Annotated in this window: 15 protein-coding genes; 8 read left to right on the top strand and 7 right to left on the bottom strand. The window is 73.0% G+C overall.

The features are described from left to right. Window positions 1-29: 29 nt before the first annotated feature. Window positions 30-1,520 (bottom strand): aldehyde dehydrogenase family protein, encoded by a 1,491-nt coding sequence (locus AC3YO9_RS14915; protein WP_489983728.1) that lies wholly within the window; start codon window positions 1,518-1,520, stop codon window positions 30-32. 135 nt (window positions 1,521-1,655) lie between these two features. On the opposite strand from AC3YO9_RS14915, the gene AC3YO9_RS14910 reads away from it, so the two are divergent. From AC3YO9_RS14910 to AC3YO9_RS14900, 3 genes are read left to right on the top strand one after another with little or no spacing between them, the layout of a single operon-like run. Next, window positions 1,656-2,393: a response regulator transcription factor gene (locus AC3YO9_RS14910; RefSeq protein WP_127782186.1), complete on the top strand. Its 738-nt coding sequence runs from the start codon at window positions 1,656-1,658 to the stop codon at window positions 2,391-2,393. After that, entirely contained in the window at window positions 2,390-3,844 is a 1,455-nt protein-coding gene (locus AC3YO9_RS14905; protein ID WP_489983727.1) for a HAMP domain-containing sensor histidine kinase, read from the top strand. Before AC3YO9_RS14910 ends, AC3YO9_RS14905 begins: the two co-directional genes overlap by 4 nt. A 15-nt stretch (window positions 3,845-3,859) precedes the next feature. Beyond that, window positions 3,860-4,537 (top strand): lysophospholipid acyltransferase family protein, encoded by a 678-nt coding sequence (locus AC3YO9_RS14900; protein ID WP_489983726.1) that lies wholly within the window; start codon window positions 3,860-3,862, stop codon window positions 4,535-4,537. On the opposite strand, the gene AC3YO9_RS14895 is transcribed toward AC3YO9_RS14900, so the two are convergent. The 3 genes from AC3YO9_RS14895 to mca all read right to left on the bottom strand — a co-directional run bounded on the left by AC3YO9_RS14895 (window position 4,534) and on the right by mca (window position 6,480). Next, entirely contained in the window at window positions 4,534-5,235 is a 702-nt protein-coding gene (locus AC3YO9_RS14895) for an ABC transporter permease (RefSeq protein WP_489984072.1), read from the bottom strand. The genes AC3YO9_RS14900 and AC3YO9_RS14895 overlap by 4 nt on opposite strands. Window positions 5,236-5,332: 97 nt before the next feature. Further along, the gene (locus AC3YO9_RS14890) at window positions 5,333-5,605 is read right to left on the bottom strand and encodes a hypothetical protein (protein WP_164860575.1); all 273 of its coding nucleotides are present in this window, start codon (window positions 5,603-5,605) and stop codon (window positions 5,333-5,335) included. Beyond that, on the bottom strand, window positions 5,602-6,480 hold the full coding sequence (gene mca, locus AC3YO9_RS14885) for a mycothiol conjugate amidase Mca (protein WP_489983725.1): 879 nt from the start codon (window positions 6,478-6,480) through the stop codon (window positions 5,602-5,604). Before mca ends, AC3YO9_RS14890 begins: the two co-directional genes overlap by 4 nt. A 127-nt stretch (window positions 6,481-6,607) precedes the next feature. Here mca and AC3YO9_RS14880 point away from each other — a divergent pair, with 127 nt between their 5' ends. From AC3YO9_RS14880 to AC3YO9_RS14870, 3 genes are all read left to right on the top strand, one after another. Further along, on the top strand, window positions 6,608-7,033 hold the full coding sequence (locus AC3YO9_RS14880) for a DUF4307 domain-containing protein (RefSeq protein WP_489983724.1): 426 nt from the start codon (window positions 6,608-6,610) through the stop codon (window positions 7,031-7,033). Window positions 7,034-7,195: 162 nt separating this feature from the next. Beyond that, on the top strand, window positions 7,196-7,687 hold the full coding sequence (gene greA, locus AC3YO9_RS14875) for a transcription elongation factor GreA (RefSeq protein ID WP_489983723.1): 492 nt from the start codon (window positions 7,196-7,198) through the stop codon (window positions 7,685-7,687). A 126-nt stretch (window positions 7,688-7,813) separates the two neighbouring features. After that, window positions 7,814-8,056, top strand: a complete 243-nt coding sequence (locus tag AC3YO9_RS14870; protein WP_489983722.1) for a hypothetical protein — start codon at window positions 7,814-7,816, stop codon at window positions 8,054-8,056. Here AC3YO9_RS14870 and AC3YO9_RS14865 read toward each other — a convergent pair. Then, window positions 8,053-9,237: a cystathionine gamma-synthase gene (locus AC3YO9_RS14865; RefSeq protein ID WP_489983721.1), complete on the bottom strand. Its 1,185-nt coding sequence runs from the start codon at window positions 9,235-9,237 to the stop codon at window positions 8,053-8,055. The genes AC3YO9_RS14870 and AC3YO9_RS14865 overlap by 4 nt on opposite strands. A 78-nt stretch (window positions 9,238-9,315) precedes the next feature. Here AC3YO9_RS14865 and AC3YO9_RS14860 point away from each other — a divergent pair, with 78 nt between their 5' ends. Then, window positions 9,316-10,029, top strand: coding sequence for an adenosylcobinamide amidohydrolase (locus AC3YO9_RS14860; protein ID WP_489983720.1), 714 nt, complete (start codon window positions 9,316-9,318; stop codon window positions 10,027-10,029). Here AC3YO9_RS14860 and AC3YO9_RS14855 read toward each other — a convergent pair. Both AC3YO9_RS14855 and AC3YO9_RS14850 read right to left on the bottom strand, forming a co-directional pair. Beyond that, window positions 10,008-10,775, bottom strand: a complete 768-nt coding sequence (locus AC3YO9_RS14855; protein ID WP_489983719.1) for an RDD family protein — start codon at window positions 10,773-10,775, stop codon at window positions 10,008-10,010. The genes AC3YO9_RS14860 and AC3YO9_RS14855 overlap by 22 nt on opposite strands. A gap of 172 nt (window positions 10,776-10,947) precedes the next feature. Continuing rightward, a complete protein-coding gene (locus AC3YO9_RS14850) occupies window positions 10,948-12,333 on the bottom strand; it encodes a cystathionine beta-synthase (protein ID WP_127782177.1) in 1,386 nt (461 codons plus the stop codon). A gap of 129 nt (window positions 12,334-12,462) precedes the next feature. Here AC3YO9_RS14850 and AC3YO9_RS14845 point away from each other — a divergent pair, with 129 nt between their 5' ends. Further along, window positions 12,463-13,449: an SGNH/GDSL hydrolase family protein gene (locus tag AC3YO9_RS14845; protein ID WP_241249727.1), complete on the top strand. Its 987-nt coding sequence runs from the start codon at window positions 12,463-12,465 to the stop codon at window positions 13,447-13,449. The last annotated feature ends 3 nt before the right edge of the window (window positions 13,450-13,452 follow it).

Genomic DNA, 13,452 nt, shown 5'->3' with positions numbered 1-13,452 from the left:
GGGGTGGTGCGGGTGGAAGCAGGCGCCGGCTAGGGGGTGATGGCGGCGACCATGCCGGCGTGGAACTGCTCGCCGAAGGGCGGCAGCATGCCCCAGTCGTGCCGCGGGTCGGCGCCGGCGGGCGCCTCGAAGACGGTGCGGGCGTGGGTGAGCTCGAGGAAGCCCTCGCGACCGTTGTAGTGCCCCATCCCGGAGGCGCCGACGCCGCCGAAGGGGGCCTCCGACATGCCCGGGTGCAGCATCAGGCCGTTGACCGTCACGCCGCCGGAGCGGGTGCGCTCCAGCACCAGCTGCTTCTCCTGCTCGTCGGTGCCGAAGTAGTACAGCGCCAGCGGCGCGGGCCGGGCGTTGATGTCGGCGATGACGTCCTCGACGGTGTCGTAGGGCAGCACCACCACCGCGGAGCCGAAGATCTCCTCCTGCATGATCGCCGCCTCGGGGGCGGGGTCGACCACGATGCGCAGCGGCTGGCGGCCGGAGTCGGCGGGCACCTGCTCCCCCTCCGGGCTCACCTCCACCCGGGCACCACGGGCCGCGGCGTCGTCCACGTAGCCCTGCACCCGGTCGCGGTGGCGGTCGTTGATCGCGGCCACCACGTCCGGGTTGTCGGCCACGGTCGGGAACAGCTGGGCGAACTGGGTCTTGAGCTCGGCGACGAAGGTGTCCACGTGCTCGCGGGGCACGTGCACCAGGTCGGCGTTGACGCACAGCTGGCCGCCGTTGGTGGCCTTGGCCACGGCCACCTTGCCGGCGGCGATAGCCAGGTCGGCGCTGCGGGAGACCACCGACGGCGACTTGCCGCCCAGCTCGAGGGTCACCGGCACCAGGTTCTTGGCGGCGTTGGTCATGATGATCTTGCCGACCGTGGTGCCGCCGGTGAAGATGATGTGTCCCAGCGGCTGCGAGGACAGCGCGCCGGAGACCTCGGGACCGCCGGTGACCACCGCGACCTCGGTCGGGTCGAGGTGCTCGGCCGCCAGCTCGGCGAGCAGCTGGGCGGTGCGCGGCACCAGCTCGGAGGGCTTCAGCACGGCCCGGTTGCCCGCGGCCAGGGCGTAGGCCAGCGGGGCGAGCAGGGTGTACACCGGGGCGTTCCAGGTGCCGATGATGGCGACGGTGCCCTTGGGCTGGTGCTGCACGTGCGCGGTGGCGCCCATCTGGTCCCACGGCGCGTAGGCCGGACGCGGGTCGGGCTCCATCCACTGCGCCACCGAGTCACGGGTGAACTTGAGCGAGGCCAGCGAGCCCAGCACGTCGTTCATCGTGGAGTAGCCGGGGTGGCGGTTGCCGAAGTCGGCCCCGATCGCGGCGACCAGCGGCTCGTGGCAGGCCACCAGCATGTCGATGACGCGCTGCAGGCGGGCCTGGCGCACCTCGACGCTGGGTGGGCCCTCGGCCAGGAAGGCCTCCTGCTGCTGCGCCAGCACCGTCGTCAGGCGCTGTACCTCGTCGCTGCCGTGCTCCATCTGTCCTCCACGTCGGGCGAGCTCGCGCTCCGCCAGCAGGCGGAGCGCACTCAACCTATTAGGCATAGACCGACGCGATGACCAGCGTCTCGGTGACCGAGAACGGACCAATCGGGCGCTCGGAGGTCGCACAGGGAGCTCACAGCAAACCGCCAGCCTCGGCACAGGCGCACGCGCGACACTGACCCCATGCAGCACGCAGCGCGGTCCGCGGGGGCACGGGTCCCGACGGTGCCCGAGGCCAAGATCCTGGTGGTCGACGACGAGCCCAACATCGTGGAGCTGCTCAGCACCAGCCTGCGGTTCGTCGGCTTCGAGGTGGCCACCGCGGCTGACGGCATGCGCGCCCTGGACGTCGCCAGGACCTTCCGCCCGGACCTGGTGGTGCTGGACGTGATGATGCCGGGGATGGACGGCTTCGGGGTGCTGCGCCGGCTGCGGGCGGACGGCACCCAGTGCCCCGCGCTGTTCCTCACCGCCCGGGACGCGGTGGCGGACAAGATCACCGGGCTCACGCTGGGCGGCGACGACTACGTGACCAAGCCGTTCAGCCTGGAGGAGGTGGTGGCCCGCATCCGGGCGGTGCTGCGCCGCACCGGGACGCTGGAGGGGCTGGCCAGCTCCTCGCGGATGACCTTCGCCGACCTCACCCTGGACGACGACACCCGCGAGGTGTGGAAGGCCGGCGAGCCGGTCACCCTCTCGCCGACCGAGTTCAAGCTGTTGCGCTACCTGATGGCCAACGCCGGCACCGTGCTGAGCAAGCCGCGCATCCTCGACCACGTGTGGAACTACGACTTCGGCGGCGAGATGAACGTGGTCGAGTCCTACGTCTCCTACCTGCGGCGCAAGGTGGACACCACCGAGCCGCGCCTCATCCACACCCTCCGGGGCGTCGGCTACGTGCTGCGGCAACCCCGCCGGTGACGCTGCCCCGGCGGGCCGGGCCGGCCCGCGGGGTGCCGCTGCGGGTCACCCTGGTGGCGGCGCTGCTGGCCCTGGTCACCCTGGGCCTGCTCGCCTCGGGGGTGGCCACCACCACCTACCTCAAGGACTTCCTGGTGCAGCGCACCGACGCCCAGCTGGGCCAGGACGCCGGGGCGTTCCTGCACCGGATGAGCGCACCGGTCGCCCCGCTCAACGACCCGGGCGCCCCACGGCCGCCGGCCCGCTACTACGTGGCCCTGGTGGCCGCGGACGGCACCACCCTGCAGGTGATCGACGATCCCGGCCTGGCCACGGCCCCCGACCTGACCTCGATCCGCCCGGACAGCACCGCGCACGGCCCGGTCACCGTGACCTCCACCGCCGGCGGACCGCAGTGGCGGGTGGTGGCCGAGCCGGTGGTGCTCACCGACGGCAGCGCGGCGAGCGTCGTGGCGGCCACCAGCCTGGCCGACGTCAGCTCCACGGTGCACCGGCTGGTGCTGCTGCAGACCGCCATCGGGCTGGTCGTGCTGCTGCTGCTGGCCGTGCTCGGCTACCTCGTCGTCCGGCGCAGCCTGCGCCCGCTGGTGGAGGTGGAGGAGACCGCTGCGGCCATCGCCACCGGTGAGCTCGACCGGCGGGTGCCCGACCTCGGCCAGCGCACCGAGGTGGGCCGGCTGTCGGTGGCGCTCAACGGCATGCTCAGCCAGATTCAGTCCGCCTTCGACTCCGCCGCGGCCTCGGCACAGGCCGCGCAGAGCTCGGAGCAGCGGATGCGGCGCTTCGTCGGCGACGCCAGCCACGAGCTGCGCACCCCGCTGACCACCATCCGCGGCTTCGCCGAGCTCTACCGGCAGGGGGCGGCCACCGACCCGGCGGCGGTGCAGCGGCTGATGTCGCGCATCGAGGACGAGTCAGCCCGGATGGGGCTGCTGGTGGAGGACCTGCTGCTGCTGGCCCGCCTGGACTCCCAGCGCCCGCTGGAGCGGGAGCCGGTGGACCTGCTCGCCGTGGCCAGCGACGCGGTGCACGCCGCCCAGGCCGTCGCCCCCCGGCGCAGCATCCGCCTGGAGGTGGTGGACGGGCCAGGCACGCCCGAGGTTCTCGGCGACGAAGGCCGACTGCGCCAGGTGCTGGGCAACCTGGTGACCAACGCCCTGGTGCACACCCCGCCGGAGGCCGCGGTGACCGTGCGGGTGGGCACCGACGCCGAGCACAGCGTGCTGGAGGTCAGCGACACCGGTCCCGGCCTCACCGCGGAGGCGGCCGAGCGAGTCTTCGAGCGCTTCTACCGCGCCGACTCCTCCCGCACCCGAGCCAGCGGCGGCACCGGGCTGGGCCTGTCCATCGTGGCGGCGCTGGTGTCCGCCCACCGGGGCACCGTGCGGGTGGACAGCGCTCCTGGCGCAGGGGCCACCTTCCGGGTGTCGCTGCCCCGCGCCCCGCACTGACGGTAGGTTCACCAGGTGCTCTACTTCCTCTTCAAGCATGTGTGCCCGGGTCCGTTCATGATGCTGCTCAGCCGCCCCCGGGTGACCGGCAGGGAGAACATCCCCAAGACCGGTGGCGTGATCGTGGCCGGCAACCACCTCGCCGTGGCCGACTCCTTCGTCGTGCCCCTGGTGATGCCGCGGCGGGTGATCTTCCTGGGCAAGGCGGAGTACCTCACCGGCACTGGCCTGGTGGGCCGGGCCCGGGCCATCTTCTTCGGCGCCATCGGCATGGTCCCGGTGCAGCGCGACGACGCCAGCGCCGCCTCGGCGTCGGTGGACGTGGTGATCGAGCACGTCGAGCGAGGCATGGCCTTCGGCATCTACCCGGAGGGCACCCGCTCCCCCGACGGCCGGCTGTACAAGGGCCGCACCGGCGTGGCCAAGGTGGCCCTGGCCACCGGCGCCCCGGTGCTGCCGGTGGCGGTGATCGGCACCGACAAGCTGAACCCGGTGGGCTCGAAGATGTGGCGCCCGCACCGCATCGAGATCCACTTCGGCAAGCCGCTGGAGTTCTCCCGCTACGACGGCCTGGCCGGCGACCGCTGGGCCGAGCGCGCCATCGTGGACCAGATCATGACCGAGATCGCCAAGCTCTCCGGCCAGGAGTACGTCGACGCCTACGCCTCCTCGGTCAAGGAGCAGCAGGGCTAGCGGACCGGCCGCACCGTCCCGCGGGCGACCAGCTCCACCACCAGCACCACCGCCACGGTCTCCACCGCCAGCAGCGCCACCAGCACGAACAGCTGCACGGCCCCGGCAGCTGCCGGGCTCGCCCCGCCCAGCAGCATCCCCACGAACGCGCCCGGCAGGGTCACCAGCCCCACGGTGCGGGTCTGGTCCAGCGCCGGCACCAGGGCCTGGCCCGCGGCCGGCCGGCACACCAGCAGGGCAGCCTCGCGGGTGGGCAGCCCGATGGCCAGGCCCGCCTCCAGCTCCCCGTGCCGCTGGGCCAGCTCGTCCAGCGCGCGGCGTCCGGCTAGCGCCGTGGCGGTCATCGCACCGCCGACGAGGATGCCCGCCACCGGGATGAGCGCGAGCCCGGTGGTGGGCAGCAGGCCGGCGAGCACCAGGCCGAGCACCACTGGGGTGGTGCCCGCCAGCACCGGCAGCGCCGCCCACCAGCCGTTGCGCCCGGTGCGCATCCGTCGGGCGGCCGTGCCGCTGGCCACCACCGCCATCAGCGCGACGAACGCCACGGTGGCGGCCAGCGAGCCGACGATGGCGGCGATCACCAGCGAGACGGCGGCCAGCTGGACCACGGCGCGCAGCACCGCCACGACCACCTCGCGCCCGACTCCCACGCGGCCCGCCACGGCGACCGCCGCAGCGGCCGCGGTGAGCACGACCATGGCCACGACCAGGCCGGGACCGACCTCGACGAGGGTGGCGGGCCCCTGGGCGAAGGACCCCAGGGTGGCGGGCCCCAGGGTGAGAATCACTGCCCCGCTAGCTGGTGGAGCCCGCGGGGCCGGCCGGGCCGGACTCCGCGTCGGCCTTGGCCTGGTCGAACTCGGTGGGCAGCTTGCGCATGTGCCGGTTCATCGACCGGATCAGCAGGATCAGCCCGACGAGCAGCAGCAGCACCAGCACCAGGCCCGCCGGTGCCGCCTTGCCGAACTCCGCACCCGTGGAGTTCGGGTTGGGGTTGGGCGTCGGCGTGGGGGTCGGCCCCTGGCCCAGCAGGACCTCGGTGGCCAGCAGGGAGAGTGTGCCCGTCATGCCTGAACTGTCTCCTGAATCCCCGCGAAGAGGTCGTCCTCAGGGGTGTCGGTGTCGACCAGCGAGCGCGCCAGCTCCCACTCCTCGGTGGGCCACAGCTCGCGCTGCATCTCCACCGGGATGGCGAAGAAGCGTCCGTTGGGGTCGATCTGGGTGGCGTGCGCCTTGAGCGCGGCGTCGCGCACCTCGAAGTAGTCGGCGCACTCCACCTGGGTGGTCACCCGCTGCATCACGTCCCCGCGAGAGGGGTCCCACTGCGCCAGCCACTCGGCGAAGGGCGAGTCCATCCCCTTGGCCACCAGGGCGTCGTGGAACAGCTGCAGGCGCTGGCGGCTGAAGCCGTGCGAGTAGTAGACCTTCAGTGGCTGCCAGGGCTCGCCCGCGTCCGGAAAACGGTCCGGGTCGCCGGCGGCCTCGAACGCGGCCATGGTCACGTCGTGGCAGCGGATGTGGTCGGGGTGCGGGTACCCGCCGTGCTCGTCGTAGGTGGTGAGGACGTGCGGGCGGAACTCGCGGATGAGCCGCACCAGCCGCTCGGTGGGCTCCTCCAGCGGCACCAGGGCGAAGCAGCCCTCCGGCAGCGGCGGCAGCGGGTCGCCCTCGGGCAGCCCCGAGTCCACGAAGCCCAGCCAGCGGTGCTGCACGCCAAGGATCTTGGCTGCCTCGGCCATCTCGTCGCGGCGGATCTCGTGGATCCGCTCGTGCACCCCGGGGGTGTCCATCGCCGGGTTGAGGATGCTGCCGCGCTCCCCACCGGTGAGGGTCACCACCATCACCTCGTGCCCCTCGGCCACGTAGCGCGCCGTCGTGGCCGCGCCCTTGCTGGCCTCGTCGTCGGGGTGCGCGTGCACCGCCATCAGCCGTAGTCCACTCACCGGCGTCCTCACCTCGTACATCGGCCTGGTCGTAACCTGGGGTGGTGCGACACAGATGTCGCACTAGAGACCCATGATCCCATCTGACCGCACTGCTGCGCGTCGGCACCTCCAGGAGTCGCACCCCATGGCCACCACCCTGCCAGCCGGCCGGTACTCAACGGGCACGAAGCGACACCGCTCACCCCGGCTCACCGCGGCCCTGGCCGTCGTGGCCGCCCTCGTCTTCGGCGCCCTGATCGCCCTGCTGCTCTACCGGAACTTCGGCTCCAGCCCCATCTCCAGCGAGAGCACCGGCTACCAGACGCTCGACGACTCCTCCATCAGCGTCACCTTCACCGTCACCCGCGACGACCCGGCCAAGCCGGCGGTCTGCGTCGTGCGTGCGCTGACCACCGACCACTCCGAGACGGGTCGCCGAGAGGTCTTCATCCCGCCCAGCGACACCGACATCGCCCAGTACGACGCTGTCATCCGCGCCTCCGAGAAGCCTGTGGTGGCAGACGTGTTCGGCTGCGGCTACGACGTCCCCAGCTACCTGCTCACCCCCTGACGCGCCGACGCTGACGCCGTCGGCGCCCGCCGCGGAGACGGGCGCCGACGGCGGAAGACTGCTAGCCTTGGCTCATGGCACGGTCCCGCACGGGGCCGTGTTTCGTCGTATTGAGCGGGTGCCCACCGTAGGTAGTCGACCCGCAACGAGGGAGTGGACACGATGACCGACACCCAGGTGACCTGGCTGACGCAGGAGTCCCACGACCGGCTCAAGGCCGAGCTGGACAACCTCATCGCCAACCGTCCCGTCATCGCCGAGGAGATCAACGCCCGCCGCGAGGAGGGCGACCTCAAGGAGAACGGCGGCTACCACGCGGCGCGCGAGGAGCAGGGCCAGCAGGAGCGGCGCATCCGCCAGCTCCAGGAGCTGCTCAACAACGCCCACGTCGGCGAGGCCCCCACCACCTCCGGAGTGGCCCTGCCCGGCTCGGTCGTGAAGGTGTACTACGACGGTGACGAGTCCGACACCGAGACGTTCCTCATCGCCACCCGCGAGGAGGGCAGCCACGGCCGCCTCGAGGTCTACTCGCCCAGCTCTCCGCTGGGCAGGGCCCTGCTGGACGCCAAGGTCGGCGAGAGCCGCGAGTACCCGCTGCCCAGCGGCGGCACGATGAAGGTCACGCTCACCAGCGCGGAGCCCTACCAGGCCTGACGCGCCTGCCCCGGTGGTCCTCCCCGCTCTCCGCACCCGGTGTGGGTAGCGTCAAGGGCAGAGCGCCACCGGGGTTCGCTCGTCCGCGAGTCCCGTCCCAGCCGCACGAACGAGGAGGTCCGGCCGATGAGGGCACACCGCACCTCCCTGCTCGGCCTGCTCTGCACCGTCGCGGCGAGCGCGAGCCTGATCGGCGGCGCGCTGTTCACCGTCACCCAGGCCGGCTGCGACACCCCCGCCCACCTGCAGACCCGCGCCGACGGCGGCGTGGAGCTGGTGGGCGGCTGCGTCGCCGCCGGTGACCTGGTGGTCCCCGGCGCCCCGACCACGCCGGCGGCCGTGCCGGACGGCCAGGGCAACCGCCCCTAGCTCGTCGGCAGGGCCTGCTCCAGGTCCGCCAGCAGGTCGGCGACGTCCTCGATGCCGACCGACAGCCGCACCAGGTCGTTGGGCACCTCCAGCGCCGAGCCCACCGTGCTCGCGTGGGTCATCGCGCCGGGGTGCTCGATCAGCGACTCGATCCCGCCCAGGCTCTCAGCCAGGGTGAACAACCGGGTCCGCGCGCACAGCGCCAGCGCCGCCTCGCGGCCCCCGGCCAGGCGCAGCGACACCATCCCGCCGAAGCGGCGCATCTGCTTGGCGGCCACCGCGTGCCCAGGGTGCTCGGGCAGGCCCGGGTAGAGCACGCTGGCGACCGCCGGACTGGCGCTGAGCATCTCCACCACGCGCTCGGCGTTGTCGCTGTGCTTCTCCATCCGCAGCGCCAGGGTCTTGGCCCCGCGCATCACCAGCCAGGAGTCGAACGGTCCCGGCACGGCGCCCGCCCCGTTCTGCAGGAAGGCGAACGCCGCGGCCAGCTCGGCGTCGTTGGTGACCAGCGCCCCGCCCACCACGTCGGAGTGCCCACCCAGGTACTTGGTGGTGGAGTGCAGCACCACGTCGGCGCCCAGCGCCAGCGGCGTCTGCAGGTACGGGGAGGCGAAGGTGTTGTCCACCAGCACCGTCACCCCGGCGTCGTGGGCCACCTCCGACAGCGCGGTGATGTCGGCGATGTTCAGCAGCGGGTTGGTGGGCGTCTCCACCCAGAGCAGCTTGGTGTTGGGACGCAGCGCCGCCCGCACCGCGTCCACGTCGCTCATGGACACCGGGGTGTGCTCGATGCCCCACTCGCTGAGCACCTTGTCGATCAGCCGGAAGGTGCCGCCGTAGGCGTCGTTGGGGATCACCAGGTGGTCGCCCGGACGCAGGATGGCGCGCAGCGCGGTGTCGCTGGCGGCCATGCCCGAGGCGAAGGCCAGCCCGTGCGCGCCACCCTCCAGCGCCGCCAGCGCGGTCTGCAGCGCCGCCCGGGTGGGGTTGCCGGTGCGGGAGTACTCGTAGCCGCCGCGCAGCCCACCCACCCCGTCCTGGGCGTAGGTGGAGGTGGCGTAGATCGGCACGATCACCGCACCGGTGGTGGGGTCCGGCTCCTGCCCCGCGTGGATGGCGCGGGTGGCGAATCCGGGACCGGCGAGGTTGCTGCCGGCACTGTGCGACGAGTCGTGGGTCATGCGCCCGAGCCTAGTGGCGGGCGCGGGGCACCCCGAGCCGGGCACAGCGCCGACGTGCCTGGCCGACACAATGAGTCGGTGCACCCCACGAACCACGTCCACGACGGCCACCCGCTGCAGCTGTGGGTGAGCCCCACACCGTGGCGGGCCATCTCCTCGGCCCCGCTGGGCGGTGGCGTCGGGCTCCGCGGCTGGGTGGTCAACGCGACCGTGCCCGCCGACTACGGCCGCACCGACCCGGAGGCGCACCTGCGCGAGATCGCCGAGCACCTCGGGCTCGGCGGGCCCGGCGTCGGGCTGCTCACCGCGGTGGACGTGCGCGCCGCCGTCACCGTGGAGCAGGACGGGGTGGTGGTCACCGCCACCACCGGGGTGGGCGCCCCCACCTGGGCGGCCGCGGGCGCCGCGGCGGTGCCCTACCGGCCGGGCACCATCAACGTGGTGGTGCAGCTGCCCGTGGCGCTCACCGACGCGGCGCTGGTGAACCTGGTGGGCACCGTCACCGAGGCCAAGACGCAGGCCATGCTCACCTTCGGGGTGGCCGGCACCGGCACCGCCACCGACACCGTCACCGCCCTGTGTCCGCCGCCAGCACTGTGTCCACCAGCCCCGCACCCGCCGGCCCCCGAGCACGACGGAGCGGGTGCGCCCGAGGTGTTCGGGGGCACCCGCTCCGTGTGGGGATCACGCACGGCCAGCGCGGTGTTCGACGCGGTGACCGCGGGGCTGGTGGTGGACCGGGCCCGGATCGACGCGCTGGCCGCGCAGGGCTACCAGCCCTGGCCGGTCTGACCCGGCTGGCCATAGCCCTGCTGGCCATAGCCCTGCTGGCCATAGCCCTGCTGGCCGTAGCCCTGGCCCGGGTTGGTCGGGGCCACCGGCAGCACGATGGTGTGCACCATCTTGTCGGCCAGCGTCTGCCGCTTGTCGTCCCACAGCGGGAAGAGCCAGCCGACGTAGCAGATCAGTGAGTCCACGCAGTGCGCCAGGTGCCGGACGAAGGCCATTCCGCCGCCGATCGGCCGTCCGGTGCGCTCGTCGACCAACTGGGTGCCGGCCCAGCGCTTGCCCAGGCTCTGGCCCGTGCTGCCCTGGAGGATGAACAGGTTCCAGATGGTGAAGCCGGCGTAGGCGAGCACCACGACCAGGGCGAGCATGGCGCCCACGACCCCGCCGATACCACCCAGGGTGATCCCGTAGAACAGGTAGAAGACTGCCGCCGGCGCGACGTAGTCGACCAGTGCCCCCTGCGCCCGGAGCGGCCACGACGCGTAGGCGTCGGGGTTGGGCGCCGGGTAGCCGTACCCCGCGGGCGGGTAGGCCTGCTGGCCGTACGCGGCGTTCTGGTCCCAGCCCGGCTGGCCGTACCCCGCAGGCGGGTAGGCCTGCTGGCCGTAGCCGGCGCCCTGGTCCCAGCCCTGCTGGCCGGGGCCGGCGTTCTTGTCCCAGGCGGGCTGTCCCTGCCCGCCCTGTTGGTACGCCCCGGAGCCCGACGTCGGGTCCTGCTCCGACGGGGGGCCGTAGGACTTGTCGCTCATGTGACTCCTCTGGTGGGCAAGCGCGCGCGAGTGATCGCGGTACGTTAACCCGCCGAGAGGCCACACGGTGCCGAGCGTCCCGGCGTGGCGCCGTGCCCCGAGATCACGAATCCCGTGCCGCGGCAACCCCGCTCGTGCGCGCCCGGCACCGCCGCAGCCGACTGGCTGGCGCTCAGAGCTTCTCGCTGAGGAACCCCAGCAGGTCGTGGCGGGTGATCACCCCGACGGGCTTGCCGTCGTCGATGACCATCAGCGCGTCCGTCTCCGTCAGCGCCGCGGTGGCCTCGGCGACCGGCTCGCCCGCCCCGATCAGCGGCAGCGCGGGGCTCATGTGCTTGGCCACCGGGTCAGCCAGGTGCGCACGACCGGCGAACACCGCGTCCAGCAGGTCGCGCTCGCTGACGCTGCCGGCCACCTCGCCCACCATCACCGGTGGCTCCGCGCCCACCACCGGCATCTGGGAGACGCCGTACTCACGGAGGATCTCGATGGCGTCGCGCACGGTCTCCTGCGGGTGCGTGTGCACCAGCGCGGGCATCGCGCCGGACTTGGCCCGCAGCACGTCGCCCACCCGGGTCTGCACGGTGTGCCCGTCCAGCGGGCTGCGCAGGAAGCCGTAGGAGGACATCCACTCGTCGTTGAAGATCTTGCCCATGTAGCCGCGCCCACCGTCGGGCAGCAGCACCACGATGACGTCGTCCGGGCCGGCGCGCTCAGCCACCCGCAGCGCCGCCACCACGGCCATGCCGCAGGAGCCGCCGACGAGCAGCCCCTCCTCGCGGGCCAGCCGCCGCGTCATCTCGAAGGAGTCGGCGTCGCTGACCGCGATGATCTCGTCGGGGATGGACGGGTCGTAGGCGCTGGGCCAGAAGTCCTCCCCCACGCCCTCCACCAGGTACGGCCGACCCGAGCCGCCGGAGTACACCGAGCCCTCCGGGTCCGCGCCGATCACGCGGACCTTTCCGCCGGAGACCTCCTTGAGGTAGCGACCGGTCCCGGTGATGGTGCCGCCGGTGCCCACTCCGGTGACGAAGTGGGTGACCTTGCCGTCGGTGTCGTTCCAGATCTCCGGACCGGTGGTCTCGTAGTGGCTCAGCGGACCCATCTCGTTGGAGTACTGGTCCGGCTTCCAGGCGCCGTCGATCTCGCGAACCAGCCGGTCGGAGACGCTGTAGTAGCTGTCCGGGTGCTCCGGGGGCACCGCGGTCGGGCACACCACGACCTCCGCGCCGTAGGCCCGCAGCACGTTCTGCTTGTCCTCGCCCACCTTGTCCGGGCAGACGAACACGCAGTGGTAGCCGCGACGCTGGGCGACCAGGGCCAGGCCGACCCCGGTGTTGCCCGAGGTGGGCTCCACGATGGTGCCGCCGGGCTTGAGCGCGCCGGAGGCCTCGGCGGCGTCCACCATGCGGACGGCGATCCGATCCTTCACGGAGCCACCAGGGTTGAGGTACTCCACCTTGGCGGCGACCAGGGGCACCAGGCCGTCGGTGACGGAGGTCAGCCGGACGAGGGGGGTGTTGCCCACGAGGTCGACGATGTGTTCGGCGATGCGCATGACCCCATCGTGTCAGGTCGCCCCGTGGGCCGGGTCTGCAGACCGGCACCGAGGTATACCGTGCTCGCGAGACGACCGCCGACAGAGGGGAGCAGCGTGGCCCGGACACGACGAATCTCCGTCGCGGCGGTGGTCACTGCTTCCTCCGCGGGCACGGCCTACCGCCTGCTGATCGAGCAGTCCAAGCACGCCCGCCGCAAGATCGGCCCACCCCGTTCCCTCGCCCCGCGCGCCGACGGCGTGTACCAGCCGCAGGCCACCGAGCCCTGCCCCGGCGGCGCGGTGCTCGACCCGGACGCCGGGCCGGGCACGGACGTGCTGACGCTCGGGTTGTTCGGGGACTCCACCGCCGCCGGCCTGGGGTGCGCCACCGCGGCCGAGCTCCCCGGCGTGCGGCTGGCCCGCGGCCTCGCCGACGAGACCGGTCGCCCGGTGCGGCTGCACACCTACGCCGTGGTCGGCGCCAACTCCACCACCCTGGACGACCAGATCTCCCGGGCGCTGTCCGAGCAGGGCGGCCGCGCCCCGGACGCCGCGGTCATCTTCATCGGCGCCAACGACGTCACCTCCAAGCAGTCGGTGCAGGCCTCGGCGGACCGCCTCGGCGCGGCGGTGGCCCGGCTGCGCGGGCACGGCACCGCCGTCGTCGCCGGCACCTGCCCCGACCTGGGCGCTGTCCGTCCCATCCCCCAGCCGCTGCGCAGCGTGGTGCGCTCCTGGAGCCTGCGGCTGGCCAAGGCGCAGAGCGTGGCCATCACCGCCGCCGGAGGCTGCGCCGTGCCGCTGGCCGACCTGCTCTCCCCCGAGTTCCTCACCCGCCCCGAGGTCTTCTTCTCCGCCGACCAGTTCCACCCCTCGGCGGCCGGCTACGAGGCAGCGGCCACCCTGATGCTGCCGGCGGTGTGCTCCGAGCTGGGCCTGTGGGGTGGGCCGCCGCTGGCCGAGCTCCCCCTCCGCTCGGTCACCGCCGAGGCGCGGCGCCCCACCTCTCGGCTCACCGCCGCGCTGAACCAGAACCTCGACCAGCGGGCGCGGACCGGGGGACGGTGGGCCACAGAGCTGTTGCGCAGGGCCGATGTCCAGCGCCGTGGCGAGGCGCTCCCCACCGACCAGTAACCT

Source organism: Rhodococcus sp. Z6_132 (assembly GCF_058133635.1).
Note: the sequence above shows the minus strand (reverse complement) of the source record. Positions and strands in the feature narration are given on the sequence as shown.

Coding starts and splice junctions, on each gene's coding strand:
- AC3YO9_RS14870 (WP_489983722.1), top strand. CDS start 7,814: ATGAGGGCACACCGCACCTCCCTGCTCGGCCTGCTCTGCACCGTCGCG.
- AC3YO9_RS14850 (WP_127782177.1), bottom strand. CDS start 12,333: ATGCGCATCGCCGAACACATCGTCGACCTCGTGGGCAACACCCCCCTC.
- AC3YO9_RS14895 (WP_489984072.1), bottom strand. CDS start 5,235: ATGGTCGTGCTCACCGCGGCCGCTGCGGCGGTCGCCGTGGCGGGCCGC.
- AC3YO9_RS14890 (WP_164860575.1), bottom strand. CDS start 5,605: ATGACGGGCACACTCTCCCTGCTGGCCACCGAGGTCCTGCTGGGCCAG.
- greA (WP_489983723.1), top strand. CDS start 7,196: ATGACCGACACCCAGGTGACCTGGCTGACGCAGGAGTCCCACGACCGG.
- AC3YO9_RS14855 (WP_489983719.1), bottom strand. CDS start 10,775: ATGAGCGACAAGTCCTACGGCCCCCCGTCGGAGCAGGACCCGACGTCG.
- AC3YO9_RS14865 (WP_489983721.1), bottom strand. CDS start 9,237: ATGACCCACGACTCGTCGCACAGTGCCGGCAGCAACCTCGCCGGTCCC.
- AC3YO9_RS14910 (WP_127782186.1), top strand. CDS start 1,656: ATGCAGCACGCAGCGCGGTCCGCGGGGGCACGGGTCCCGACGGTGCCC.
- AC3YO9_RS14880 (WP_489983724.1), top strand. CDS start 6,608: ATGGCCACCACCCTGCCAGCCGGCCGGTACTCAACGGGCACGAAGCGA.